This is a genomic window from Rhodoferax bucti (assembly GCF_005876985.1).
In the GTDB taxonomy this organism is placed as follows: Bacteria; Pseudomonadota; Gammaproteobacteria; order Burkholderiales; family Burkholderiaceae_C; genus Allorhodoferax; species Allorhodoferax bucti.
Genome location: NZ_VAHD01000006.1, coordinates 151,200 through 175,749, shown reverse-complemented (window position 1 = coordinate 175,749; position 24,550 = coordinate 151,200). Strand labels below are relative to the sequence as shown.

The following is a 24,550-nucleotide window of genomic DNA, read 5'->3' as shown; positions in this document are numbered from 1 at the left end:
GCCGTTGCACTGACCTTGAACAACAGGCCACGCAAAACGTTGAATTGGAAGACACCAGCAGAAGCGCTGAACGAGTATCTAAAATCTGTCGCGTAACCCGGTGTTGCGACGACCGGTTGAATCCGCCCTATATTGCCGCTATTCAATTCCAAGGTTTTAGCGGCGAACTGACCACCATCTAACACCAGCGTGCGCCCAGCACCAACGATAAGCGTATTTTGTACAGCCAATGTTTGGCCGTCGTTTAGTTCCATTGTTTTCTTGAGCAGGCCGGTTCCCAGGGTGGCATCGCCGGAGTAGCTGAGCGTGCCCTTGATCCAGTCGAATACGCCACCTGTTGCAATGTTTATGCTGGCTATTTGTAAGGTTCCACCATCTAGATTGACTGTGCCTTTGGTGCCGATCGTCAATGCTTGCGCGGTCACTTTGCCTGAATCCAGAATATTGAGGGTGCCAGTCCCATTGCGGCCAACAAAGAGGTCAGCAGAGTTATTCCACTGCGAGCCAGTGCCTGTCACCATGACGGTGGCGTTACTTCCTGCGTTGTAGCCAACACTGCCGCTTTGGTTATTCACCACACCACCGTCGTCGATAGTCAAGGTGCCATGGCCAAAATTGCCAACGTAGAGGTCCTCAGAGTTATTCCACTGTGAGCCAGCGCCTGTGACCTTGACGATGCCGTTGCTCCCGCCGACGCTGCCTAGGATGCTTTTGACCACACCCCCGTTTTCGATGTTCAAGCTACCGGTGCCGGAATTGCCAACGTAGAGGTCAGCAGAGTTGTTCCATTGCGAGCCAACGCCGGTGACCTTGGCGGTGCCGGCGCTGCCTGCAACCAAGCCAACCAAACCATTGCGGTTGCTCACCACACCACCGTTGTCGATAGTCAAGGTGCCGTAGCCCAAATTGCCAACGTAGAGGTCCTCGGAGTTATTCCACTGTGAGCCGGCACCTGTAACCCTGACGAAGCCAGTGCCGAGGACGTCGTTTACATCGCCCCGACCAACAATGCCCAAAGTATTGCTTACAACACCTCCGTTTTGAATGTCAAGAAATGCCAGGCCGGACTCACCAACGATGAGCGTGACGTTATTCCACTGCGAGCCAGTACCTGTGACCCTGACGGTGCCCCTGCTTCCTGGGTTCCTGCCAACAATGCCAACAATGCCAACGCTACTGCTCACCACCCCACCCTTTTCGATGTTCAGGGTGCCGAGGCCGTGGTCGCCAACGTAGAGTACTGCAGAGTTACTCCACTGCGAACCAGCGCCAGTAACCTTAACGATGCCGGTGCTCCCGCCGACGCTGCCTAGGATGCTTTTGACCACACCCCCGTTTTCGATGTTCAAGGTGCCAGCGCCGTTGTTGCCAACATACAAGCTAGAAGCAATATTCCATTGCGAGTCAGGGCCCATGACATTGACGGTTCCGCTGCCGCCCGCTAGCTCACCTATATAGCCCACGGTGGTTTGGACAGCACCACCGTTTTCGATATTCAGGGTGCCGGTACCGGAATATCCAACAAAGAGGCCATCAGAGTTGTTCCATTGCGAGCCAACGCCGGTGACCTTGGCGGTGCCGGTGCTGCCTGCGTTGTAACCAACAAAGCCATTGATGTTTTTGCCCAGTCCACCGTTTTCAATGTTCAAGCTACCGGTGCCGGAATTGCCAACGTAGAGGTCAGCAGAGTTGTTCCATTGCGAGCCAACGCCGGTGACCTTGGCGGTGCCGGCGCTGCCTGCGTTGTAACCAACATAGCCAGAGGAATTACTCACCACACCACCGATCTCGATGTTCAGCGTGCCTGTACCGAGATAACCAACGTAAAGGTCAGCAGCGGTGTTCCATTGCGTGCCTGCGCCAGTGACTTTGACGGTGCCGTTGCTCCCCAACGCGAGGCCAATAACACCGGCGTAACTGCTCACACTTCCCGCGTTTTCGATGTTCAAGGTTCCCGTACCGTGGTCGCCAATGTACAGGCTAGAGGAGTTGTTCCATTGCGAGCCTGGGCCAATTACCTTGACGGTGCCGTTGCCGCCTGCGTAGTTGCCAACAAAGCCGCCGTGGTTGCTCACCACACCCCCATTTTCGATGTTTAGGGTGCCCGTGCCGTCAATGCCAACCAGGAGTCCACCATCGTTGTTCCATTGCGAGTCTGGGCCGATGACCTTGACAGTACCGTTGCTGCCCGAAAAGAAGCCAACAAGGCCATTACGGTTGCTCACAACACCACCGTTTTCGATGTTCAGGGCTCCAGTGCCGGAGGCGCCAACATAGACCTCAGCCGAGTTGTTCCACTGCGACCCTGCGCCGGTGACCTTGACGGTGCCGATACTGCCGATGTTGTTGCCAATAAAGCCCAATTCATCACTCACCACACTGCCGCCTTGAATGCTCAAGTTACCTGTGCCGGTGTCGCCTACAAGGAGGTTTTGGCTCTGATTGTTGATTGTCACGCCGCCCATTAGCGTCAAGTTGGCGTCTTTGACGGGCACCGGGCCGTTAAACGTGAGACCGCCGCTGCCACCCTGCCACAGGCTGGTGCCGCCCAACGTGATACCCATGTTGAACGTTTGCCCGCTGCTACTGCTGTTCGTAATTGCAGAACCTGACCCGCTACTCAATGTGAGCGTGTTGCCGCTGAGGGTGAAAGGACCTGCGCTAGCGGCAAAGGTGATGCTGCTAACCGAAAGGTCGGTGTAGTCGTTGGTGTTGTTCAGGCCATTGGTACCAGCAAATACCAACAAGTCGCCCGAGGCGATCAAGAGGGGGCTTTTAACTTTGGGGTTGCTGGAGCTCCAATTGGATTGGTAGGTGTTGCCGCGCTTCGTTTGCGTCATCCAGTTGTCATCCCCCGCACCACCGTCCCAGGTCTTGATGGCCGCTCCCGCTTGGGGCGCAAAGCCCCCGGCCAGTGCTGCTGTGATGGCAATGCACAAAGGCAGGCGGCGTGCGACCAGACGGGTTGTGTGGCTATGGTGTTTCATGGAGGATCTCAAAAAATTTATGCAAAAGGTGACTGCAGCCCCTGAATTCATTGTGCAGGCAGCTATCTAAAAAATAGCAAACGTGTTTGGGCTAAGTGCTGAGTGCTGAGTGCTAGCGCGGCGGCATACCATGAAGCCCATGCTTCAACCCGGTGGTAAGGGCGGTATGGCGGAGAGTCGTTTCATATGCATGGGTTTTTTATTGCTCTTGTTGACGGTGACAGATTCGGCCACTTTAGGGCGTACTGCCGCGTCCGCATATAGGCCATACGGATAGAGTTTTTTATGAAGGTTTCGGACTGCTACTGGTTCCTCAGACTGGTTCCCTCTGGGACTTACGGGATATTCGGCCTGTACCCGGCCCCCTATGACTTCTCACGGCTAGCGCCGCGTACACCCAAGAAGAGGGGCAGCTATCCGTTAAAGCTAGAGCTGTCGGGTGAGGCACACTGTCATCGCGATCCCAATTTGCGGGGATTACGAGGAAATGAACTATTTTTAGATAGGCTACGGGTGTTGAGCCTCGTGCAATGGTTGAAAGAACGGACTGGTGCACTTTGCCAACACAGCCAACCCAAGACACCACCCAACGACGCATATTGCAGGCCTAGGGCTGAAACTACCAATACATCGAACTCGACACCCTAATCCATGCCCCTCAAAGACCTCCCCCTGGAAGCCCAACCGCGTGAGAAGTTGCTTGCGCGCGGCCCCGGGGCGCTCAGCGATGCGGAGTTGCTTGCCATTTTGCTGCGCACCGGCATTGCGGGCAAAGGCGTGTTGCAGATGGCCGAGGAGCTGCTGCAACTCAAAAAAGATAGCGCCTCACGCAGAGCGGACGAGGGCCAGGGCGGGTTTGGAGGCATAGCCGGCTTGTTGCATGCCACCGCCGACGACCTGAAGCGCGTCAAAGGCCTCGGGCCTGCCAAGCGAGCCGAGATCGTGGCGGTGCTCGAACTCGCCCGCCGCGCCATGGCCCAGCGCCTGCAAGAGCGCGAGGTCTTTGCCGACCCGCAGGCCGTGAAGCACTATCTGCAACTGCACCTCGCCGCCAAGGGGCATGAAGTGTTTGCGGTGCTTTTCCTGGACAGCCAAAACAAGCTGCTGGCAATGGAAGAGCTGTTTCGCGGCACGCTCACGCAAACCAGCGTGTACCCGCGCGAGGTGGTGATCCGTGCGCTGCACCACAGTGCAGCCGCCGTGGTGCTGGCGCACAACCACCCCAGCGGCAGCGTGCAGCCGAGCCGGGCCGACGAGGCGCTGACCCAAACACTCAAAGCCGCGCTCGCACTGGTCGATGTGCGGGTGTTGGACCACATCATCGTAGGACCCGGCCAGGCACTGTCCATGGCCGAGGCAGGACTCATTTAAAGGGCAGACATGAAGATCAACGCCCTTTCCGACCTGAAGCTGGTCAAAAAAGAAATCGAAGCCCAAGCCGCCCGCGAAGCCGCGCTGGCCGCCCAAAAGGCGCTGGAGGCCAAGCGCAAAGCCGCCGCCAGCAACCTGTTTCAGGCGGCAATCGGCAAAGTGAAGCCGCTGGAGCCGCCGCAACGCGCCAAGCTGGCGCCCGAGCCACCCAAACCCATCCCCAAGCAACAGATGCTGGATGACGCCGCCGCGCTGCAAGAGGCGCTGAGTGACGAAATCGATGTCACCACCCTGCTGGACACCGATGAGCACCTGAGCTTTCGCCGCCCCGGCGTGGGCACGGACGTGACACAAAAGCTGCGCAAAGGCAAGTGGGCCATCCAGAAGCAAATTGACCTGCACGGTTTTCGCAGCGACGAGGCGCGCGAAGCACTGGGCGCCTTCATCCGCGAATCGCACCGCAACGGCATACGCTGTGTGCGGGTGGTCCACGGCAAAGGCCTGGGCTCGCCCGGCAAGGCGCCGGTGCTCAAGGAAAAAGTGCACAAGTGGCTGGTGCAAAAGGCCGAGGTGGTGGCCTTTGTGCAGGCGCAGCCCGCACAGGGTGGCGCGGGCGCGCTGGTGGTGCTGCTGCAGCCGCAGAACCGGGCCTGAGCCCCACGCAGCATTAGAGCCGGGCCTAGGCCCCGACGTTGCGCATCCAGTCTGCGGTCTGAAAAAACGAGGTTTTGAGGCGCTCGCGCAGCACGGGGTCTATGCCCATGTCACCCATGGCCTGGTCCATGCACGCCAGCCACTGATCCCGCTCCAGAATACCGATCTTGAACGGCATGTGCCGCGCGCGCAGGCGCGGGTGGCCGAAGCGCTCTACAAAGTAGTCCGGCCCGCCCATCCAGCCACACAAAAACCAGAACAGGTGGTCGCGCGCCTTGTCCAAGGTACTGCCATGGCTGGCACGCAGGGCGGCGTAGTCGGGCTCGAGGTCCATCAGGTCATAAAAGCGGTCCACCATCTGGCGGATGACGGGCTCGCCGCCAATCCATTCAAACGGAGTGGAGGGCGAGCTGGAGGAATCTGGGTCAGACATAGCAATACAAACAAAAAGTGCCGCTAGCGCTCATAGCGCTTGCGCTAGCAGCTATCAAAAACATAGCAAATTAGCTCGTAGCTCGGCGCAGGGTTTCGACCACCGGGCGACGCAGCACGTCGCGCAGGCCCCACCAGCCGGCGGCCAGTGCCAGCACAGCACCGGCCACGGCGCCAGCCAGCGGCACCCAGAGTTGCACCGTCCAGTCGAACTCAAACACATAGCGCGCCAGCGCCCAGCCCACGGCCGCCGCCACGATGGAGGCCAAAAAGCCCGCCAGCAAGCCCACGCCCGCCAGCTCGGTGCGCTGCACTTGGCGCAGCAAGCTGCTGCCCGCGCCCACGGCCCGCATGATGGCGAACTCGCGCGCGCGGTCTTCACGGGTGGCAGTCACTGCGGCAAACAGCACCACCAAGCCTGCGGCCAATGTGAAGCCGAACAAAAACTCCACCGCACGGATCACTTGGTCCAGCACGCGCTGCACTTGGTTGATGGTGCTGGTCATGTCCACATTGGTGATGTTGGGGAATTGGCGCACCAAGGCGTTGTCGAAGCCCTTGGTCTCCGGCGCCTTGAAGGCACCCATGTAGGTGCTGGGCACGTCCTTGAGGGTGCTCACCGGGAACATCACAAAGAAGTTGGCGCGCATGGAGCCCCAGTCCACCTTGCGGAGCGACGTGATCTTGGCCTCAGTCTGCACCCCACCGATGTCAAAGCGCATGCTGTCGCCCAGCTTCAGGTTCAAAGTCTTGGCAATGCCCTCTTCCACGCTGATGGCACCGGCCTCTTCCTCGGTCCATTGGCCGCCCACAATCAGGTTGTGCGGCGGGTTCTTGGCGCTGTGCGAGAGGTTGAACTCGCGGTCCACCAGGCGCTTGGCGCGATCCTCGGTGTAATCGTCGGGGGATACCGGTTTGTTGTTCACTGCCACCAACCGGCCGCGAATCATAGGGTACCAGTCGAACTTGGTCACGCCTTGGGTGGTCAGCGCTTTCTGGAAGGCTTCGGACTGCTCAGGCATCACGTTGATGACAAAGCGATTGGGCGCATCCGGCGGCGTGGCTTTGCGCCAGCTGCTGATGAGGTCGGTGCGCAGGAGCACCAGCAGCACCAAGGCCAACAGCCCCACGGACAAGGCGCTCACCTGCACCACCGTGTAGGCGGGGCGGGCCGACACCTGGCGCGTGGCCAGCACCAACCAGCGGGGGGCGGTGGTCTCGTTCACGCTGCGGCGCAGCAGCTTCACCGCCAGCCAGCTCAGGCCTGCAAACACCAGCACGGCCGCTGCGAAGCCGCCCACGGCGATCAGGCCCAGCGTCAAATCGCTGCTCACGGTGAGCAAAAGCGCGGCAAAACCGGCCACGCCAATCGCCAGCACCCCCAAGGACGCGGGGCGCAGGTTGCCCACATCGCGGCGGATCACGCGCAGCGCTGGCACCTGGGCCAGCTGCAACACAGGCGGCAGGCCAAAGGCCATGAGCAGCGTGAGGCCCATGCCCAAGCCCAGCGCCACCGGCCAGAGCGAGGCGGCGGGCAGTGCACTGTCTACCAGCCCCGCCAACAAAGCCACGAAGAGGTAGTGCACCCCAAAGCCCAGAGCCACGCCTAAAGCGCTGGCAAACAGGCCGACCAGCGCGAACTCAAACGCATAGGCACTCGCGATGGTGCGCTGCGAGAGGCCCAGCACGCGCAGCATGGCGCAGTCGTCCAGGTGGTTGGCCGCAAAAGCACGTGCGGCCAGGGACACGGCTACTGCGCTCAGCAAAGCGGCCAGCAGGGCCACCAAGCTCAGGAATTTGTTGGCGCGGTCCAGCGTCTGGCTCATTTCAGGCCGGCCGCTTTGCAGCGACTCCACCCGCACACCGCGCACGCCCCCTTTGACCTGGGCATCCGCCCACTGCACATAGGTTTTGATGGCGGCTTCCGGGCCGGCCACCGCCATGCGGTAATTCAGGCGACTGGCGGGCTGGATGAGCCCGGTGGCGGCAATGTCCGTCTGGTTGAGCATGACGCGGGGGGCAAAGTTCATGAAGCCACCGCCCCGGTCGGGCTCGATGACCAGAATGGCGCCCACCTTGAGCTGCACATCGCCCAGCAACACCGCATCACCCACCTGGATGCCAATGGCGTCGAGCAAGGCGGCATCCACCCACGCCTGGCCGGGGGCGGGGATGTCGCGCGTAGGGGTGTCAGGCGTATCGGGGCCGGTGCTGATGCGCAGCGTGCCGCGCAGGGGGTAGCCGGCCTCCACGGTTTTGAGTGCCACCAGCTTGGCCGCCCCGCCCTGCGCGTCACTGGCGCGGGCCATGGTGGGAAAGCCCAGGGTGTGCACCACCTGCAGGCCCAGCGCACGCGCGCGCTCCTCAAAGGCTGGGGGCGGCGGGTTGTCGCTGGAAATCACGGCATCGCCGCCCAGGAGCTGGCGGGCATCGCGCTGCAAGCCGCCCTGCAAGCGGTCGGCAAAAAAGCCCACGGCAGTAAGTGCAGCCACCGCCAAGGTGACGGCCAAAATCAACAAACGCAGCTCGCCGGAGCGCACGTCGCGCCAAAGGGTGCGCCAGCCCAGGCGCCAGAAAGAGAGATTCATGCCCGCAACCTTAGCAGCTTGCAAAAGGCCACAAACAATGCGGGCCGGGTTTACCTAGTGCTGGCTGCGGCTGGGCGCATTGAATATGTGAATTTCTGGGTGCACCCAACTTTGACGTGCTGCACAAAGGTAATTGCTAGCTTCTGAGAAGCCACGCCTGTAGCATGACTGAACGACCGCCAAGCACGCGTCGGTCACTCGCAGAAAGCAAATGATTTGACCGCCAGTAAATCTCATTTACACGGCCGACATCCTATTTGCTACTCGAAAATGCGGGTGTATCGCCACCTGAAAATCGGGGAAATTCATTCATTCGGACTATTGCCCTATCCCCTAAGCACGTCTAAATTGGACTCGCATTAACTCAAAGGGCGCCTAAATGATAAAAATTCATCAAAAAATTCTTAATACCACAGTATTAGCGGCATTAACTCTCTGGGCAGCACCATCATTCGCGCAAGCGAACCTCACTTTGACATTGCCAGGGGGTTCAACCAAGGTTGACAGTTTTACGTGGGGTGTAACACAAACCATTGCCGTAGAGCCATCGAGGATGTATGCCGGGAAAGTTGTTTTTGACGATTTGACTTGGACTCAAAAGTACGGGCCAAACGTCCCCACCTTGCTGTCCAACCAATTTACTGGAAAGGCCTTCGCTGGAACCTTTACATCCAATGACTCTGAGACGGGGGCGGCTCTTTCACTTTCCGCACAAAAATTCTTGTTAGGCAGCATAAGTACCAGTGGGACTGGTGTTACAGGCTCGGTGAAGTTCGATGACATAACGCTGTCCTATAAACCAAATAGCGGTGTAAAAGCTCTTAATCCTGTCGTAACGACTCAACTCAATCTTGGGACAGGCACATTTACCGGACTAGATAAACGGTTGCAGCCACCTTCCAAGGACCCGAAAACCGATGCAGCTTTAAATGGAGAAACCAGCATTTATTTGCGACTAGGCGGGAACTCCGGAGATGTTATTGCAGGTGATAGCAATGCTACAGGTTACGAAAACTGGATTAAGTTGAATACGGCACAGTTTAGTTTTACTACGCCAAATAGTATTTCGAGGGCTGCTGGATTAGTAACTGGAAAAACAGTGGCTAGCGGCATTGAATGGACACAGGATCTTGACGGAAGTATTCCGGCGGCCTTGACTCGTCTAGCTAAAGGAAAGTCTTTTTCCGGAGCCACGCTTGAATTCGTGACTTCTGGTGTCGCAGGACCGGTGACCTTCATGCAGATGGCGATGACTGATGTTTTCTTGAAGTCCTTTGCACTTTCGAGCGATTCGACAGGCACCGAAATCAGAGAATCTCTCGTGTTCGGTGCATTTTCTCAGACAGCGTGGGATATTAAAGACGACGGAACCAGAGGGCAGTCAACTTCGTTTGCGTGGAATATCTTGGAGAATAAAGCGGCGTCCGCAAGCCTAGCGAAAAACATAGCTGATTTTGGGAATGGAAACCTTTCTCCATCTGCAGTTGCGCTAGCGGTGAGTCTGCCACCGATCACACCAGTGCCAGAACCTGAAACTTACGCCATGTTGCTGGTTGGGCTTGGTTTGATTGGCGGTGTTCTGAAGCGCCGCAAAGCAAACTGCATCTAGCGTTCGCAGGCACCAAAAATCAGGAGTTTAGGCTCCTGATTTTTAGCACTTATCATTTTCACCCTTACACCATCTTCGAAAAATCGATTTATCCATGATCAGAGTTTATTTTCTGGTGATTTGATCCTATGGATATTCAATAAACGAGAGATGGGAGATGGGAGATGGGAGATTTATTCTTCCCTAAAGCCTAATTTTTGGGTTTTCTGGTTTTCAAATATGCACTTTCCCAAAGTGCACCGCATTTTGTAGATTTCGAGATGACTCCACAACATTTACTGCATCGATGTGAAATAATTTTGACTACTTTCAAACTTGTGGCGATTTCGGAGAAAAAATAAAATTGACTGGTGTTTGAGTAACGGTACGATATCAAAAAGGTAGGTGCCGTCGTTGAGGAAATTTATTAACGATCTAATATCTTAACCAGTCAAGCTCGGGGGTAAAGCTCGTGACTATTAGTGAATGTGAATTGGTGTACGAGACGATGGACTACGAGAAAGCAGCCGGCCGTCAATGTCCGCTTCCCGATCATGAATCCAAGCAGATCAGAGATCGCTTTGTGTCGATAGCCGTCAACTGAGCACGACGAACACCCTGCTGAACACCTCGCAGAATGCGGGTCAGCGACGACAAGCAACCGCACTAAATCACGCCTTCAAACATCATCACGCGGACCAAATCACCCACCGCCACATTGCCCTGCTCGTGCCCCAGCACGATAAGGCCGTTGGCCTGCACCATGGAGCTGAGCACGCCCGAGCCTTGGTTGCCGGTAGTGCGCACCTGCAGCAGCCCGTCAGGGCCGGTGGTGACGATGCCGCGCTGGTATTCGGTACGACCGGCTTTTTTGCGCATGGGCTCCAGGCTGTGGGCCTGCAACAAAGGCAAGGGCTTGAGGGTGGCCCCCATCATCTTGAGCAGCGCGGGGCGCACCAGCGACAGGAAAGTCACCATCACCGCCACAGGGTTGCCCGGCAAGCCAAACAGCACGGTGTTGCCGATGCGGCCCAGCGCAAAGGGCCGGCCGGGCCGCATGGCAATGCGCCAGAACGCCACATCGCCCAGCTTGGCCATCATGCCCTTGGTGAAATCGGCCTCGCCCACGCTCACGCCGCCGCTGCTGATGATCACATCAGCCTGCTGGGCTGCGCTGCGGAAGGCAGCCTCAAGTGCCACGGGCTCGTCGCGCACCACACCCAGCTCTATCACATCGCAGCCCAGGCGCTCCAGCAAGCTGGTGACGGTGTAGCGGTTGCTGTCAAACACGGCGCCCTCGCGCAGCGGCTCGCCGGGGGACATGACCTCGTCCCCGGTGGACAGATAGGCCACCTTCAACCGGCGCAGCACCGGCAAGGTTTGCAGGCCCAAACTGGCCGCCAGCCCCATGGATGCGGGCGCGAGCAGCTCCCCTTTTGATAGCGCCACGCCACCGAGCTGCAGGTCTTCTCCACGCAGGCGGCGGTTGTCGCCAGCACGCAGGCGGTCGGCGGGGATGTGGACCTGATCACCCTCCACCGTGGTCATCTCATGGGGCACCACGGTGTCCAGGCCGGCAGGCAGGATGGCGCCGGTCATCACCTTGAGGCATTCGCAGGGGTTCAGGCTGCCGGTCCACGCCTTGCCAGCCAGTGCGGTGCCCGCCATGCGCAAGGTGAGGGTGGTCTGGCCCGCCAGCACGGTGCCGGGGAAGGCAAAGCCGTCCATGGCGGAGTTGTCGTGTGCGGGCACGGCCATGCCGGAGATCACATCCTCGGCCAGCACCCGGCCCAAGCATTGGCGCAGTGGCAGCACCTCGGTGCCCTGCACGGGCGCCACCAAGTGGTCGATAAAGGTATTGGCATCGGCCATGCGCAGGGCCTGGGGGTCGTACCCCTGCAGGGAGCGGGCAATATCGTCCAGCGTTTTCATCAGGATTCGAGCTGGCGCAGTTCGTCCAGCGTGTTGGCATTGGCAAAAGCACGCGGGTCATCACCCGGCGCATCGAAAGGAACTTGCACCAACCGCAAGCTGGCCGTCCAGGCATCTACCTTGCGGCCACCGCTGGCCAGAAAGGCGTGCAGGCTGGGGGCCACGGTGGTGCGCATCAAGCTAAACACCGGCTGGCTGCGCAATACCACCTGCCCGTCGCGGCCGGCTTCCGGGGCCATCACCACGGCCATATCGGCATCGGCTTGCAGCAGGGCGGCCAGCAGGCGCCGCGCCAAATCCAGCGGGAACAAGGGGCTATCGCACGGCACCGTGAGCATCAGCGGGGTGGCACACACGTCCAGCCCAGCCTGAAAACCTGCCAGCGGGCCGGCAAACTCGGTATCGCGGTCCGGCACTACCTGCACGCGCCCGGAGCCGAAGGTGGCCTCACCCATGGCGAGGTACATCTCGGGGTTGCGGTTGGCGTTCACGATGGCGCCCGCCAAAGCTTCACCGTATGGCCCACCCTGCTGGGTGGCCAGGCGCTGCAAGGCGTGCTGGGCCATGGGCACGCCATGCAAGGGTTGCAGCCCTTTGTCCACCCCGCCCATGCGCATGCCGCGCCCGCCTGCAAGCACCAGAGCGGTGATGTCTGACAGCGTCAAAGCGGAGGCGTGGACCATGGAGGCAGACTCAGTTTTTGGCATTCGGGAAGAAAAGTTGCTCACCCCCGATTTTGTAGCCAGCGATGACGCCTTGGCCGGCTGCCGAGGTCACCCAATCCACAAATTTCGCCGCATCGGTCGTATTGACGTGCGGATGCTTGGCGGGGTTGACCGGCAACACACCGTACTGGTTGAAGAGTTGCTTGTCGCCCTCCACCAGCACCACGAGATCGGCGCGGTTCTTGAAGTTGAGCCAAGTGCCACGATCGGTGAGTACATAGCCTGCGGTAGACGCAGCAATATTCAAGGCTGGACCCATGCCGCAACCGCATTCGCGGTAACCGGCGAACTTGGGTACCTCGGTGCCTATGGCTTTCCAGTAGCGCAGCTCGGCGGCATGGGTGCCGCTACGGTCGCCGCGGGAGATAAAGCTCGCGGGCGATGCAGCGAGCTTTTTGAACGCAGCCAGAATATCCTTGCCACGCACACCCACCGTGTCTGCTGCAGGCCCCACCAGCACAAAGTCGTTGTACATGACGGGCAGGCGCTTGGTGGCAAACCCCTCTTGCACCAGCTTTTCTTCAGCCACCTGGTCGTGCACGAAGAGCACATCCGCGTCACCACGGCGGCCCATATCGATGGCCTGGCCGGTACCCACGGCGACCACTTTCACATCCACCCCGGTGGCGGCCTTGAAGGCGGGCAACAGGTGGGCAAACAAGCCGGATTGCTCGGTGGAGGTGGTGGACGCCATCACCAACACCTGCGCGTGCAGCGCGCCGCTCGCTACCAAAACAATAGCTGCTAACGCAGAACGGACGGGCGCTAGAGCCCCAAAAGATATCAAACGTTTCATACGACTCCCTCTCCTTTTACAAAATTGGCGGCGTCTGCAGAATGGGCCTGCAACACCGCGTGGTCAAAAAACGCCTGCACCGGCAGGTCCACCAGCAGGCGACCCTGCTCTAGGTAGACCACCCGGGTGGCCAGGCGCTTCACCTGGCCGAGGTTGTGGCTGGCAAACACCATGGTGCCCGCAAAGCCCTGCACCGTGGCCTCCACCAAGCGTTTGGAATGCGGGTCCAGGCTGGCGGTGGGCTCGTCGAGCAACAACAGCTCCGGCTTCAGGGCCAAAGCCCGCGCCAGCGCCACCCGCTGCGTCTGGCCGACCGAGAGCTGGCGGCCGCGCCGCTGGGCGACATCCTCCAGCCCTGTATCGTGAAGCACTTGCAAAGCCTGGTGACGGGCCTGCCGCCACGGGGTTCCTTGCAGCCACAAGCCCAGCGCCAGATTGTTTTGCACCGTCAAGCGCAGCAACACGGGGCGCTGGAACAGCATGGCCTGGCGCAAGGCAGCGTCGCGTAGCAATTGGCCGGACACGGGTTGCTGCAAACCGTGGAGAACCCGCAACAGCGTGGACTTGCCACTGCCGTTGGACCCTACCAGCGCCACCCGCTCGCCAGCGTGGATGTGGAGACTCACCCCCTCCAGCGCCAGCGGTGCTCCGTGGCGCGGGGTGAGTGCCACCGACACATCCTGTAGGCGAATCAGAGGGGCTCCACTCATGCGCGCGGCCCTCTGGACGACGTGCCGGCTACCGGCAGAGCCGCATCCACCTTCTGCAGCCAGGCCCGCAGGCCGGCCAACAGCAACTGCAACAGCAAGACCACACCCAGCAGCACCAGCCCCAAGCCCATGGCCAGTGGCAAGTCGCCCTTGCTGGTTTCCAGCGCGATGGCGGTGGTCATCACCCGGGTGAAACCGTCCATATTGCCGCCTACCAGCATGACGGCGCCCACCTCGGCAATGGCGCGCCCGAATGCAGCCAAGGCCACGGTCAACAACGCGCTGCGCTCATCCCAGGCCAGCAGCAAGCCGCGCAGGCGCGGGCTCGCGCCCAGCGAGCGCAACTGCTCGCCATGGGCAGCATCGGCGTCCTCCACCACCTGGCGCACGAGCGCAATGACAATGGGCAAGACCAGCACGGTTTGCGCCAGCAACATGGCTTTGAAGGAATAAAGCCACCCCAAAAAGCCCAGTGGCCCGGAGCGGGACAGCAGCAGATACACCGCCAAGCCCACCACCACCGAGGGCAGTGAGAGCATGGTGTTGAGCACTGCCAGCACCAAGCCCCGGCCGGTGAAGCGGCTCACCGCCAGCCAGGCCCCCAGCATCGTGCCCAGCACAAAGGCCAGCGCACTGGCGGCTGCGCTCAAGATCAGGGATCGCCAAACAATAGACCACAGCAGCGGGTCGGCATCGGCAATCAGCCGCACAGCGGCCAGCCCGCTCTCGCCCAGAGAACTCAAATGCCAGCCTCTGCAGGTTCGGCCACAGGTGCCGGCTCCAGCTGCAAGCGGTGCGCACCGCTGAAGCACAGGAAGCGGGTGTTCAGCGCACGGCCGATGGCGCACAGCCCGAGATCGGTGGCCACGGCGTGGCCCATTTGCGTCATGCCGCTGCGGGAGATGACCACGGCCACGCCCATCTGGGCAGCCTTCATCACCATCTCGCTGGTGAGGCGACCGGTGGTGTAAAAAATCAGGCCATTCACGTCCAGCGGCTCCGAGGCCAGAGCTTGCAGAGCCATCCAGCCGGCAATGGTGTCGATGGCGTTGTGGCGACCTACGTCCTCCACGAACAGCAAACGCTCGCTGCCGCGAAACAGCGCGCAGCCGTGCACCGAACCGGCAGACTTGTAGGTGCTGTCCTGCAGGCGGATGGTGTTAACGATGGCATAGACCTGCGCTTGGGTGACCACCGTGGGCGGCAAGGCAATGCCTTCGATATGCGCCATGACCTCGCCAAACAAGCTCCCCTGCCCGCACCCGGTGGTAACCACGCGCTTGGCAGTTTTGGCTTCCACATCCACGATGCCAGCCCGTGTTTTAACGGCCGCAGCGCCCACCTCCCAATCGACCGTGATGGAATCGATGGCCGAAGCATCCGGTACCAGCCGCTGGTTGATGAGGTAACCCAACACCAGCCACTCGGGGCGCTCACCCAAGGTCATCAAGGTGACCAGCTCGCGCTTGTCCACATACACGGTAAGCGGGCGCTCAGCAGGAATGTCGAGCGACTGCCGCTCGCCGTGCTGGTTCACCACCTCAATGCTGTGCGTCAGCGGCGCACGCGCTTCGGTGAGGTAGGGGATGGCAGTCATCGCAGGCATTCCAACGCGGTGTCAGGCCACCGCAGGCGCGGGGTTGGTGCCATAGCCGCTCATGGCGGCAGGCGTGCCGCCCCGGCGAATGGCCACTGCGCAGTACTTGAACTCCGGAATTTTTCCGAAGGGGTCCAGCGCCGCGTTGGTCATCAGGTTGGCCGCAGCCTCGTAGTAGGCAAAGGGCACAAACACCGCGCCGCGGGGCGTACCGTCATCGCGCCGCACATGCAGCGCCACATTGCCGCGCCGCGAGGCGATGGTGATCACATCGCCCGCTTGCAGGGACATGGCTTGCAAGTCGTCCCCGCACATGGAGGCAGTGGCCATGGGCTCGATCGCGTCGAGCACCGTGGCGCGGCGCGTCATGCTACCGGTGTGCCAGTGTTCCAGCTGGCGGCCGGTGATCAGCACAAAGGGGTAGTCCGCATCCGGGCGCTCATTGGCCGGAATGATGTCGGCAGGCACCAGGTGCACACGGCCGTCATCAGTCGCGAATTTGTCGATAAACACCGTGGGCGCGCCGGGGTCCTCAGCGCTCAGGCAAGGGTAGGTCACGCTGGATTCACGTTGCAGGCGCTCCCAGGTGATGCCGGAGATAGCGGCATGCATGGCCTGGCGCATTTCTTCATACACCGCTGCCACACCATCGCTCTCGCCGGTGTAGTTCCAGTTCAGGCCCATGCCCTTGGCAATCTGCTGCAGGATCCACAGGTCAGGCTTGGCCTGGCCAGGTGGGTTCACCGCCTTCTTGCCCAGTTGCACCATGCGGTCGGTGTTGCTGACAGTGCCGTCTTTTTCAGGCCAGGCGGTCGCAGGCAACACCACGTCGGCCAGCCAGGCGGTTTCGGTCATGAAAATGTCCTGCACCACCATGTGCTCCAAGGACGCCAGTGCGTGGCGGGCGTGGTTCAGGTCGGGGTCGCTCATGGCAGGGTTCTCCCCCATGATGTACATGCCGCGCACCTTGTGGGGGTCGCTGTCATCGGCCAAGGCCTTGTGCATGATTTCCACCACGGTGTAGCCGGGCTGGTCGTCGAGCTTGGTATTCCAGAAATCTTCAAACCAGGCGTGGGCCGCCTTGTTGGTGACGCGCTGGTAGTTGGGGAACATCATGGGGATCAGGCCCGCATCGGATGCGCCCTGCACGTTGTTCTGACCGCGCAGCGGGTGCAAACCGGAGCCGGGTTTGCCAATTTGGCCGGTCACGGTGACCAGCGCGATCAGGCAGCGCGCGTTGTCGGTGCCGTGCACGTGCTGGCTCACACCCATGCCCCACAAAATCATGGCGCCCTTGGCCTTGGCAAATTCACGAGCCACTTCGCGCAGGGTTTGCGCCGGCACACCGCAAATGGGCTCCATGGCTTCGGGGCTGTAGCCCTTGACGTTTTCACGCAGCGCCTCGTAGTTGCTGGCGCGCTTGGCGATGAAGTCCTGGTCTGCCAAGCCTTCTTCAATCACCACATGGATTAATGCATTGAGCATGGCCACATCGGTGTCAGGCTTGAACTGCAGGGTTCGCCAGGCGTGCTTGCCGATGTCGGTAATGCGCGGGTCTGCCAACACGATCTTGGCGCCCTTTTTGGACGCGTTCTTCATCCAGGTAGCTGCTACCGGGTGGTTGGCCGTGGGGTTGGAGCCGATCACAAAGATCAGGTCCGAGTGCTCCACGTCATTCACCTGGTTGCTCACCGCGCCAGAGCCCACGCCTTCGAGCAGCGCCGCCACGCTGGAGGCGTGGCACAGGCGTGTGCAATGGTCGACGTTGTTGCTGCCGAAGCCGGTGCGCACCAGCTTCTGGAACAAATAAGCTTCTTCGTTGCTGCCCTTGGCAGAACCGAAACCGGCCAACGCCTTGTTACCGTAGGTGTCGCGCAGGCCGCGCAGCTTGCCGGTGGACAGGGCCAAGGCTTCTTCCCACGTGGCTTCGCGGAAGACCTCGGACCAATCTGACGAATCGCGGTTGAGCTTGTTCAGCAGCTCCGGGTCCTTGGCGACGCCGGGCTTGCGGATCAGCGGCACGGTAAGCCGCTGGGGGCTGTGCGCGTAATCGAAGCCGAAGCGGCCCTTGACGCACAGGCGGTTGTGGTTGGCCGGGCCATCGCGCCCTTCCACACTCACGATGACGTCGTCTTTGACGTTGTAGGTCAGCAAACAGCCCACGCCACAGAACGGGCAGACCGAGTCGACCTTTTTATCGACCACCTGGGTGCCGATGTGGGATTTGGGCATCAACGCACCGGTGGGGCAGGCTTGCACGCACTCGCCGCAGGCCACGCAGGTGCTGTCGCCCATGGGGTCGTTCAGGTCGAACACGATCTCGGCATGGGCGCCGCGATTGGCGTAGCCGATCACGTCGTTCACCTGCTCTTCCCGGCAGGCGCGCACACAGCGGTTGCACTGGATGCAGGCATCCAGATTGACGGCCATGGCAGGGTGCGAGATGTCCGCCTTGGGCTGCTCGCGGCGCAAGGCTTTGAGTTCGGAGCGCACAGACACATCCATGCGCGCAGCCCAGGCGCTCAACTCGCCGTGCTGTTGCGAGGCATCAGGGGTGGCTGCTGCCGAATCGTTCCACTTGTAGCCCTCGTCCGGCATGTCGGAAAGCAGCATCTCCAGCACCATCTTCTGGCTTTTGACGGCGCGTTCGCTCTGGGCCTGCACTTCCATGCCCGCGGTGGCACTGCGGCAGCAGCTGGGGGCTAGCGTGCGCTCGCCCTTGATTTCGACCACACAGGCGCGGCAGTTGCCATCGGCGCGCAGGCCATCCTTGTAGCAAAGGTGAGGAATGCACACACCGCTACGCTCCGCGGCTTTCAAAATCGATTCGCCCTCATAGGCTTCGACGGGTTTTCCATCCAGATGAAACGTAATCACCTGGGGCGTGACTTCAACATGTTTGGCGGGTGCGTTCATTCAGCTCACCTCGTGTGCAAAATATTTCTGGACGCAGCGCACCGGGTTCGGGGCCGCCTGGCCCAAGCCGCAGATGGAGGCGTCGGTCATCACCGTGTTGAGGTCTTCCAGTGTGGTGTGGTCCCACACGGGCGATTCCATCAGTGTCGCTGCCTTGGCCGTGCCAACGCGGCAGGGCGTGCATTGCCCACAGCTCTCGTGGGCGAAAAATCGCATCATGTTCAGGGCGGCATCGCGGGCCTTGTCGTGCTGGCTCAGCACAATGACCGCAGCCGAACCGATAAAGCCGCCATGCGGCTGCAGAGTGTCAAAGTCCAAAGGCACATGCGACAAGCTGGCCGGAAAAATGCCACCGGACGCGCCGCCCGGCAGATAGGCGTACAGCGTGTGCCCATCGAGCATGCCGCCGCAGTATTCGTCCACCAACTCCGCCACCGATATGCCGGCAGGCGCCAGCTTCACGCCCGGGAACTTGACGCGACCGCTCACGCTGAAGGAGCGCAGGCCCTTGCGACCATTGCGGCCGAAACTGCTGAACCAGGAAGCGCCTTTTTCCACAATGTCGCGCACCCAGTAAAGGGTCTCGAAGTTGTGCTCCAGCGTGGGGCGGCCAAACAGGCCCACTTGGGCGATATAAGGCGGGCGCATGCGGGGCTCGCCGCGCTTGCCCTCAATGCTTTCGATCATGGCGGACTCTTCACCGCAAATATAGGCACCCGCGCCACGACGCAGCTCAATGACCGGCAAGGAGCACGGCGGATTGGCCTGCAGCTTGGCGATCTCGGTTTCCAGAATCGCACGGCAGCCGTGGTATTCGTCCCGCAGATAGATGTAGCAGGCGGTGGTGCCGACCACTTGGGCCGCCACCAACAAACCTTCCAAAAAACGGTGCGGGTCACGCTCGAGGTAGGTGCGGTCTTTGAACGTGCCGGGCTCGCCCTCGTCAATGTTCACGGCCATCAGGCGGGGGGCAGGCTGGTCGCGCACGATGCGCCACTTGCGCCCGGCCGGAAAACCGGCGCCGCCCAAACCCCGCAGGCCGGAATCTTCCATGGCCTTGATGACCGTTTCGACATCTTGGGTGCCCTGGCTCAGGGCGGCGGCCAGTGCGTAGCCGCCGTTTGCTTTGTAGGTGTCGTATCCGGTGTAGCCCGGGGCTACTTCCACCGCATGGGGTTCCGGAGACACGGCGCGTTCTGCATGGGCAGACGCTATAAATTCTGTAGCTGCTTGCGCAGAGGGGTGGCCGCCTTGGGCCTGTTTAACCAGTTTTTCAATCGACTCCACAGTCGCCCGGGGCACAGGGTGCTGGTGCACCACCGCAGCAGGCGCCTGTTCGCAGCGGCCAATACAGGGCGCCGGAATCACGCGAACATCGTCATTACCCAAGATTGAAGGCAGACGCGCAAGCAAATCCTTGGCGCCGGCCATCTCACAACTCAAACCATCGCACACCCGCACCGTCAACTTAGGCACGGACTCGCCCCCTCGCACCACCTCGAAGTGGTGGTAGAAGGTGGCGACCTCAAACACCTCGGCCATGGGAATGTTCATTTCCTTGGCGAGGGCTACCAGATGCCTGTCGTGCAGGCAGCGGTAGGCGTCGTTGAGCTTGTGCAGGTGTTCAATCAACAGGTCACGCCGGTGAGGCGCTGCGCCAATCAAAGCCCGGACCTCTGCCACCGAGGCATCATCGGCCTGGCGGCCTTTGAGTTTGCTTTTGCGGCGGATGCGGTCCCGCATGTCGTCCACCGTGGCCAATGCCACTGTGGTGGTCTGCGGAGCAACGGTGGATGCTGTCATGGCGTTCCTGTTGATATTCTTGAAAAGTTAAGCGAAGAACTTGGCCACGCTCTGCAGAGTGCGGTACACGCCCCACGCCAGCGGCAACCCCACTGCCAACCAGGCGAACACCACAACACCGACGGGAATGGTGTCTGCGCCGCCGGTGCTGGCACCGACTTCAGAGGCTGCAGCGCGCTCGTGGGCGAGCTTTTTCTCTTCGGCCAGTTCGGCATCGGTCATGAACCACTTGTTGTCGAGCGGTTTCACCAGCAAGTTGCAGATCAAGCCCACCACCAGCATGCCCACCAGGATGTACATGGTCTGGTTGTAAACCTGCTCACGGGGCAAGCCCAAGCCCAGCTGGTACTCGCGCATGTAGTTCACCACCACCGGGCCCAACACACCGGCAGTAGCCCAGGCGGTCAGCAAGCGGCCGTGGATCGCGCCCACCATCTGGGTACCGAAAATGTCAGCCAGGTACGCCGGCACGGTGGCAAAGCCGCCGCCGTACATACTCAAAATCACACAGAAGGCGCCCACAAAGAGCACGATGCTGCCCGCTGCCGCGCTACCGGGAACGCTGAAGTACATCAGCCCACCCAGCACGAAGAACACGATGTAGGTGACCTTGCGGCCCATCTTGTCGGACAGACTGGCCCAGAAGAAACGACCACCGATGTTGAACAGGCTCAACAAGGCGGTGAAGCCGGCAGCCACGGCTGCGATGGCAGCCATTTGCTTTTTGGCCACGTCCACTTGGGCAACATCGGCCGACTTGACCAAGGCATCCAACTCGCTGAATTTGGCCTGCACACCGATCAGGGTGCCGCCGAACACTTCTTGCAACATGGGAGATGCCATACCGATCACACCGATACCGGCGCTCACGTTCATGCACAACACCATCCAGATGAGCCAGAACTGGGGAATGCCCCACACCTTCTTCACGTGCACGTGCTTCTGGGTGATCATGGCGTTGCTGGTTTGGGCAGGAGGAGGCGTCCAGCCTGCAGGCTTCCAGCCGGTTTCAGGCACGCGGTAGCCAAAGGCGCCAGCCATCATGAACACGAAGTAGATCAGCGCCATCACCACAAAGGTCTGCATCACGCCCACGTCGGTAGGGGTGGCAAAGTACTTCATCAGGTCAGCCGCCAAGGGGGAGCCGATCATGGCACCACCACCAAAGCCCATGATGGCCATGCCGGTCGCCATGCCGCGACGGTCCGGGAACCACTTGATCAGGGTCGACACCGGAGAGATGTAGCCCAAGCCCAGACCAATACCGCCGATGACGCCGGAGCCCAGAATCATGAGCCAGAACTGGTGGGTCTTGATGCCGATCGCCGAGATCAACATGCCACCGCACCAGCACACGGCCGACACGACGCCCGCCTTGCGGGGGCCGGCACGCTCCAACCAGCCGCCCCAGGTGGCAGCGCTGGAGCCCAGCAACACGAAGAACAAGGTGTACATCCAGCCCAGGGTGGAAATCTGCCAGTCACAGGTGGTGGTGAACAGCTGGCCCCAGAAACCTACATCCGGGCCGCATTTGATGGCTTCTTTAATGCCCAAGGCTTTGGACAAGGGCAACCAAAACACCGAGAAGCCGTAGGCCATGCCGATGCACAGGTGAATGGCGAGGGCGGCGGGGGGTACCAGCCAGCGGTTAAAGCCGGGGCCGGCAATGATCCGTTCTTTATCAAGTAGTCCAGACATTGAGTCTCCTTTTAGGATTTATAAAAACACTGGCTCGCCGCTGTCCAACGGGGCGGACGAAGTGTCACAGGTCAAGCAGAATGCGTCCAATGGATTCATCACATGCATTGATTCAAAAACTAAATGCTGCAATGCGGCATTCAGGGTTGGGTCTTGAAGCTGTTGACCGCGTCGGTCAAGGTGTGGGCCTGGTCGCGCATGCGCATGGCGGCGGCGGCGGCCTCTTCGACCAGGGCGGCGTTTTGCTGCGTCATCTGGTCGATCTCTGACACGCTGCGGTTCACGTTTTCGATGCCTGCACGCTGCTCCTGGCTGGCGTGGGCAATGCCATCGATGTAGTGCACCACCTCCGCAATGGAAGCGGTAATTTGCTCCATGCTCTGGCGCGTTTTGTCTACCAGCACACTACCGGCCGCCACGCTGCTCACCGAGGCGCTGATCAAGTCCTTGATTTCGTGGGCGGCCGTGGATGAGCGTTGCGCCAGGCTGCGAACTTCGGATGCCACTACCGCAAAGCCACGCCCCTGCTCCCCGGCCCGTGCGGCCTCTACGGCAGCGTTCAGGGCCAGGATATTGGTTTGGAACGCAATGCCCTCGATCAAGGCAATGATGTCGTTGATCTTGTTGGCGCTGGCCGAAATCTGCCCCATGGTGCTCACCACGTCGTGCACCACCGCACCGCCCCCGCTGGCCACGGCCGACATGGTACTGACCAGCTTATTGGCCTGAGCCGCTTGCTCAGCGGTCTGGGCCACGGTGGCAGTGAGCTCGTGCACCGCTGAGGCGGCGGCGTTCACTTCGCCCGCCTGCTTTTCGGTGCGGTTGGCCAGGTCCACATTGCCATCGGCAATTTCTTCTGTGCCCATGGACACCACCTCGGAAGCGCTGCGCACCTTGCTGATCAAGGTGGCCAAGCCGACATTGATGCTGTTGATGGACATCAGCACCTGGCCGATGTCGTCGCGGCTGGCGACATGCACCTGGCGGGTCAGGTCGCCTGCGGCCATGCGCTGCGAGGCGCTGCGCCCGGCTTGCAAGGGCGTTGCTACATAGCGGTTCATCAAAGCATAGGTGGTGCACCACAGCAGGCCAACCATGAATACGCCCATGCCCAGCTCTACCGCACTGTCCAGCCGCCCATTGAGGCCCAGAAAAACCAGCTGCGCAGTGCCATACACCGCCGAGATACGCCACGCCATGGCCGCAGACAAGCTCAACCCGGGCGAGGCCGTGATGTCCAGCCCCACAAACAAGATGCCAATGACTTGGCCACTGCTGTCTTTCAGGGGCGCGTAATGGGCGATGTATTGCTTGCCGAAAATGATGGCGTAACCCACATGGGCACGGCCTTGCAGGGCGTCGGTGTAGGCGGGTTGCGAGCGGTCCAGCGGCGTGCCCACCGCACGCTCGCCATCGAGCTTGCGCACCGAGGTGGTGATACGGATGAAGTCGTCGCCGTCACGGGCGAACACGGTGGCCACCATGCCGGTTTGGCGGGTAAATCCATCTGGCAGGTCGTAATCCAGGTTCAGCACCCGCGCGCCGCTGCGCAAGGTGGCAACTTGGCGGCCCTGCACATCGACCCGGTGCGCGGTGTCCAGTGAGAAGCCCCCGGTGAGTCCTGCAGTCAGTTGGCGTACGCCTGCGTCGATACGGCGCTGTAGTCCGGTGAAAAAAAACATCGGTGTCACTCTCCAAAACGGGGGGCTGTCCCTGCGGCAGAGACCCTACCAAATTCCCCGAATTAGGGGAATTAGCGTTTGTACACCCGTTTGTTTGATTTAAATCAAACTAATGGGAGGTTAAAAGTCCCGTATGTGCAGCGGCATGGCGCAACCAAGCGCCATCTTGTGCAAGGACGAGGGCGGCCTCCATGGCCCGCGAGGGGCGCACGGTGGCATGTGCCATGAAGCTGATGGGCGTGAGCACCTGCGGCGCCACCAAGGGGAGCGCTTCGAGCTCGCGGTACCCGCGCACCGCCGCCACCAGCGCCCCGGGCATGACGCTACACACCTGGCCGGCCACCACAGAAAGCGCCATAGTGAGGATGGAGTTGGTTTCAATAATGGCGCGCGGCTTGCACCCTGCTGCCGCAAACGATGCATCCACGATGGTGCGGTTGTGCATTTCGGGCGTCAACAGGCACAAGGGCAGATCGGCCGCAGCCCGCCATTCCATGGGCTTGCCGATTTGCAATTCGACCGCGTGGGGCTTCGCGGCTTTTCGTAACAAGAAGTAGTGTTCGTTGTACTGCGGATACGCCGTGAGCTGCACTTCCCGCAGGTTCATGCGGTCGGTGTAGCCCAGGGCCAAATCGATCGACAGACTCTCGAGCCGCTGCTCCAGCTCGGTGGAGCTCAGCGACAACACCACCGGCATCAGATCAGTATGCCGGGCCTGCAGCATGGCCGCAAAGCGCGCCGCAATCGGCACTGCAGTGGGTACCGCACCAATCAACAGCCGCCCGGTAGGCCGGTCGGCCGTGCTGGAGAGCGACTGGGCCAACACCTTGTGCTCGTGCAGCATGCGCCGGGCGGATTCCAGCACCTGCTCTCCCTCAGGCGTGAAGCCGATGAAGGTGCGCCCCCGCCGCACGATGACGACCGAAAACTCTTCCTCCAGCGCCCGCAAGGCGTTGGAGAGCGCTGGCTGGGTGATGTGGCAGGCCTGCGCCGCCCGGGCAAAGTGGCGGTGCTCGTCGAGCGCCACCAAATACCGCAGGGAGGAAAGCAGGTTCATACCGGGCGCACCGT

16 protein-coding genes and 1 pseudogene are annotated in these 24,550 nt (G+C 60.8%); 3 read left to right on the top strand and 14 right to left on the bottom strand.

Annotation, left to right across the window (positions count from 1 at the left end; genetic code table 11):
* Positions 1-476: 476 nt before the first annotated feature.
* Positions 477-2,465 (bottom strand): annotated as a pseudogene (locus tag FDM28_RS17545) (hypothetical protein); the annotation flags it as partial.
* Between the two features lie 1,173 nt (positions 2,466-3,638).
* On the opposite strand from FDM28_RS17545, the gene radC reads away from it, so the two are divergent.
* Positions 3,639-4,358 carry a RadC family protein gene (gene radC / locus FDM28_RS17540; protein WP_138517514.1) on the top strand — a complete coding sequence of 240 codons (720 nt, stop codon included), beginning with the start codon at positions 3,639-3,641 and terminating at the stop codon, positions 4,356-4,358.
* A gap of 9 nt (positions 4,359-4,367) precedes the next feature.
* Positions 4,368-5,012: a Smr/MutS family protein gene (locus FDM28_RS17535; RefSeq protein ID WP_138517512.1), complete on the top strand. Its 645-nt coding sequence runs from the start codon at positions 4,368-4,370 to the stop codon at positions 5,010-5,012.
* Positions 5,013-5,037: 25 nt separating this feature from the next.
* Here FDM28_RS17535 and FDM28_RS17530 read toward each other — a convergent pair whose 3' ends face one another.
* Both FDM28_RS17530 and FDM28_RS17525 read right to left on the bottom strand, forming a co-directional pair.
* A complete protein-coding gene (locus tag FDM28_RS17530; protein WP_138517510.1) occupies positions 5,038-5,445 on the bottom strand; it encodes a group II truncated hemoglobin in 408 nt (135 codons plus the stop codon).
* A 70-nt stretch (positions 5,446-5,515) separates the two neighbouring features.
* On the bottom strand, positions 5,516-8,032 hold the full coding sequence (locus FDM28_RS17525) for an ABC transporter permease (protein WP_138517508.1): 2,517 nt from the start codon (positions 8,030-8,032) through the stop codon (positions 5,516-5,518).
* Positions 8,033-8,411: 379 nt separating this feature from the next.
* Between FDM28_RS17525 and FDM28_RS17805 the strand changes: the two genes are divergently transcribed.
* On the top strand, positions 8,412-9,641 hold the full coding sequence (locus FDM28_RS17805; RefSeq protein WP_206022009.1) for a type VI secretion system tube protein Hcp: 1,230 nt from the start codon (positions 8,412-8,414) through the stop codon (positions 9,639-9,641).
* A 645-nt stretch (positions 9,642-10,286) separates the two neighbouring features.
* On the opposite strand, the gene moeA is transcribed toward FDM28_RS17805, so the two are convergent.
* From moeA to FDM28_RS17465, 11 genes are all read right to left on the bottom strand, one after another.
* Positions 10,287-11,552: a molybdopterin molybdotransferase MoeA gene (gene moeA / locus FDM28_RS17515; protein WP_138517506.1), complete on the bottom strand. Its 1,266-nt coding sequence runs from the start codon at positions 11,550-11,552 to the stop codon at positions 10,287-10,289.
* A complete protein-coding gene (gene mobA, locus FDM28_RS17510; RefSeq protein ID WP_138517504.1) occupies positions 11,552-12,235 on the bottom strand; it encodes a molybdenum cofactor guanylyltransferase MobA in 684 nt (227 codons plus the stop codon). Before mobA ends, moeA begins: the two co-directional genes overlap by 1 nt.
* A 10-nt stretch (positions 12,236-12,245) precedes the next feature.
* Positions 12,246-13,073: an ABC transporter substrate-binding protein gene (locus FDM28_RS17505; protein WP_138517502.1), complete on the bottom strand. Its 828-nt coding sequence runs from the start codon at positions 13,071-13,073 to the stop codon at positions 12,246-12,248.
* Positions 13,070-13,783: an ATP-binding cassette domain-containing protein gene (locus tag FDM28_RS17500; RefSeq protein WP_138517500.1), complete on the bottom strand. Its 714-nt coding sequence runs from the start codon at positions 13,781-13,783 to the stop codon at positions 13,070-13,072. Before FDM28_RS17500 ends, FDM28_RS17505 begins: the two co-directional genes overlap by 4 nt.
* On the bottom strand, positions 13,780-14,526 hold the full coding sequence (locus FDM28_RS17495; protein WP_138517499.1) for an ABC transporter permease: 747 nt from the start codon (positions 14,524-14,526) through the stop codon (positions 13,780-13,782). Before FDM28_RS17495 ends, FDM28_RS17500 begins: the two co-directional genes overlap by 4 nt.
* The gene (locus FDM28_RS17490) at positions 14,523-15,389 is read right to left on the bottom strand and encodes a formate dehydrogenase accessory sulfurtransferase FdhD (RefSeq protein WP_138517496.1); all 867 of its coding nucleotides are present in this window, start codon (positions 15,387-15,389) and stop codon (positions 14,523-14,525) included. The genes FDM28_RS17495 and FDM28_RS17490 overlap by 4 nt, the downstream gene beginning before the upstream one ends.
* Positions 15,390-15,401: 12 nt before the next feature.
* Positions 15,402-18,296, bottom strand: a complete 2,895-nt coding sequence (gene fdhF / locus FDM28_RS17485; protein ID WP_138517494.1) for a formate dehydrogenase subunit alpha — start codon at positions 18,294-18,296, stop codon at positions 15,402-15,404.
* Positions 18,297-20,099 carry an NAD(P)H-dependent oxidoreductase subunit E gene (locus FDM28_RS17480; protein ID WP_138517492.1) on the bottom strand — a complete coding sequence of 601 codons (1,803 nt, stop codon included), beginning with the start codon at positions 20,097-20,099 and terminating at the stop codon, positions 18,297-18,299.
* Between the two features lie 27 nt (positions 20,100-20,126).
* On the bottom strand, positions 20,127-21,797 hold the full coding sequence (locus FDM28_RS17475; protein WP_138517490.1) for an OFA family MFS transporter: 1,671 nt from the start codon (positions 21,795-21,797) through the stop codon (positions 20,127-20,129).
* A 140-nt stretch (positions 21,798-21,937) separates the two neighbouring features.
* Positions 21,938-23,479 (bottom strand): methyl-accepting chemotaxis protein, encoded by a 1,542-nt coding sequence (locus FDM28_RS17470; protein ID WP_138517488.1) that lies wholly within the window; start codon positions 23,477-23,479, stop codon positions 21,938-21,940.
* Between the two features lie 109 nt (positions 23,480-23,588).
* Positions 23,589-24,536 (bottom strand): LysR family transcriptional regulator, encoded by a 948-nt coding sequence (locus tag FDM28_RS17465; RefSeq protein ID WP_138517487.1) that lies wholly within the window; start codon positions 24,534-24,536, stop codon positions 23,589-23,591.
* Between the last annotated feature and the right edge of the window lie 14 nt (positions 24,537-24,550).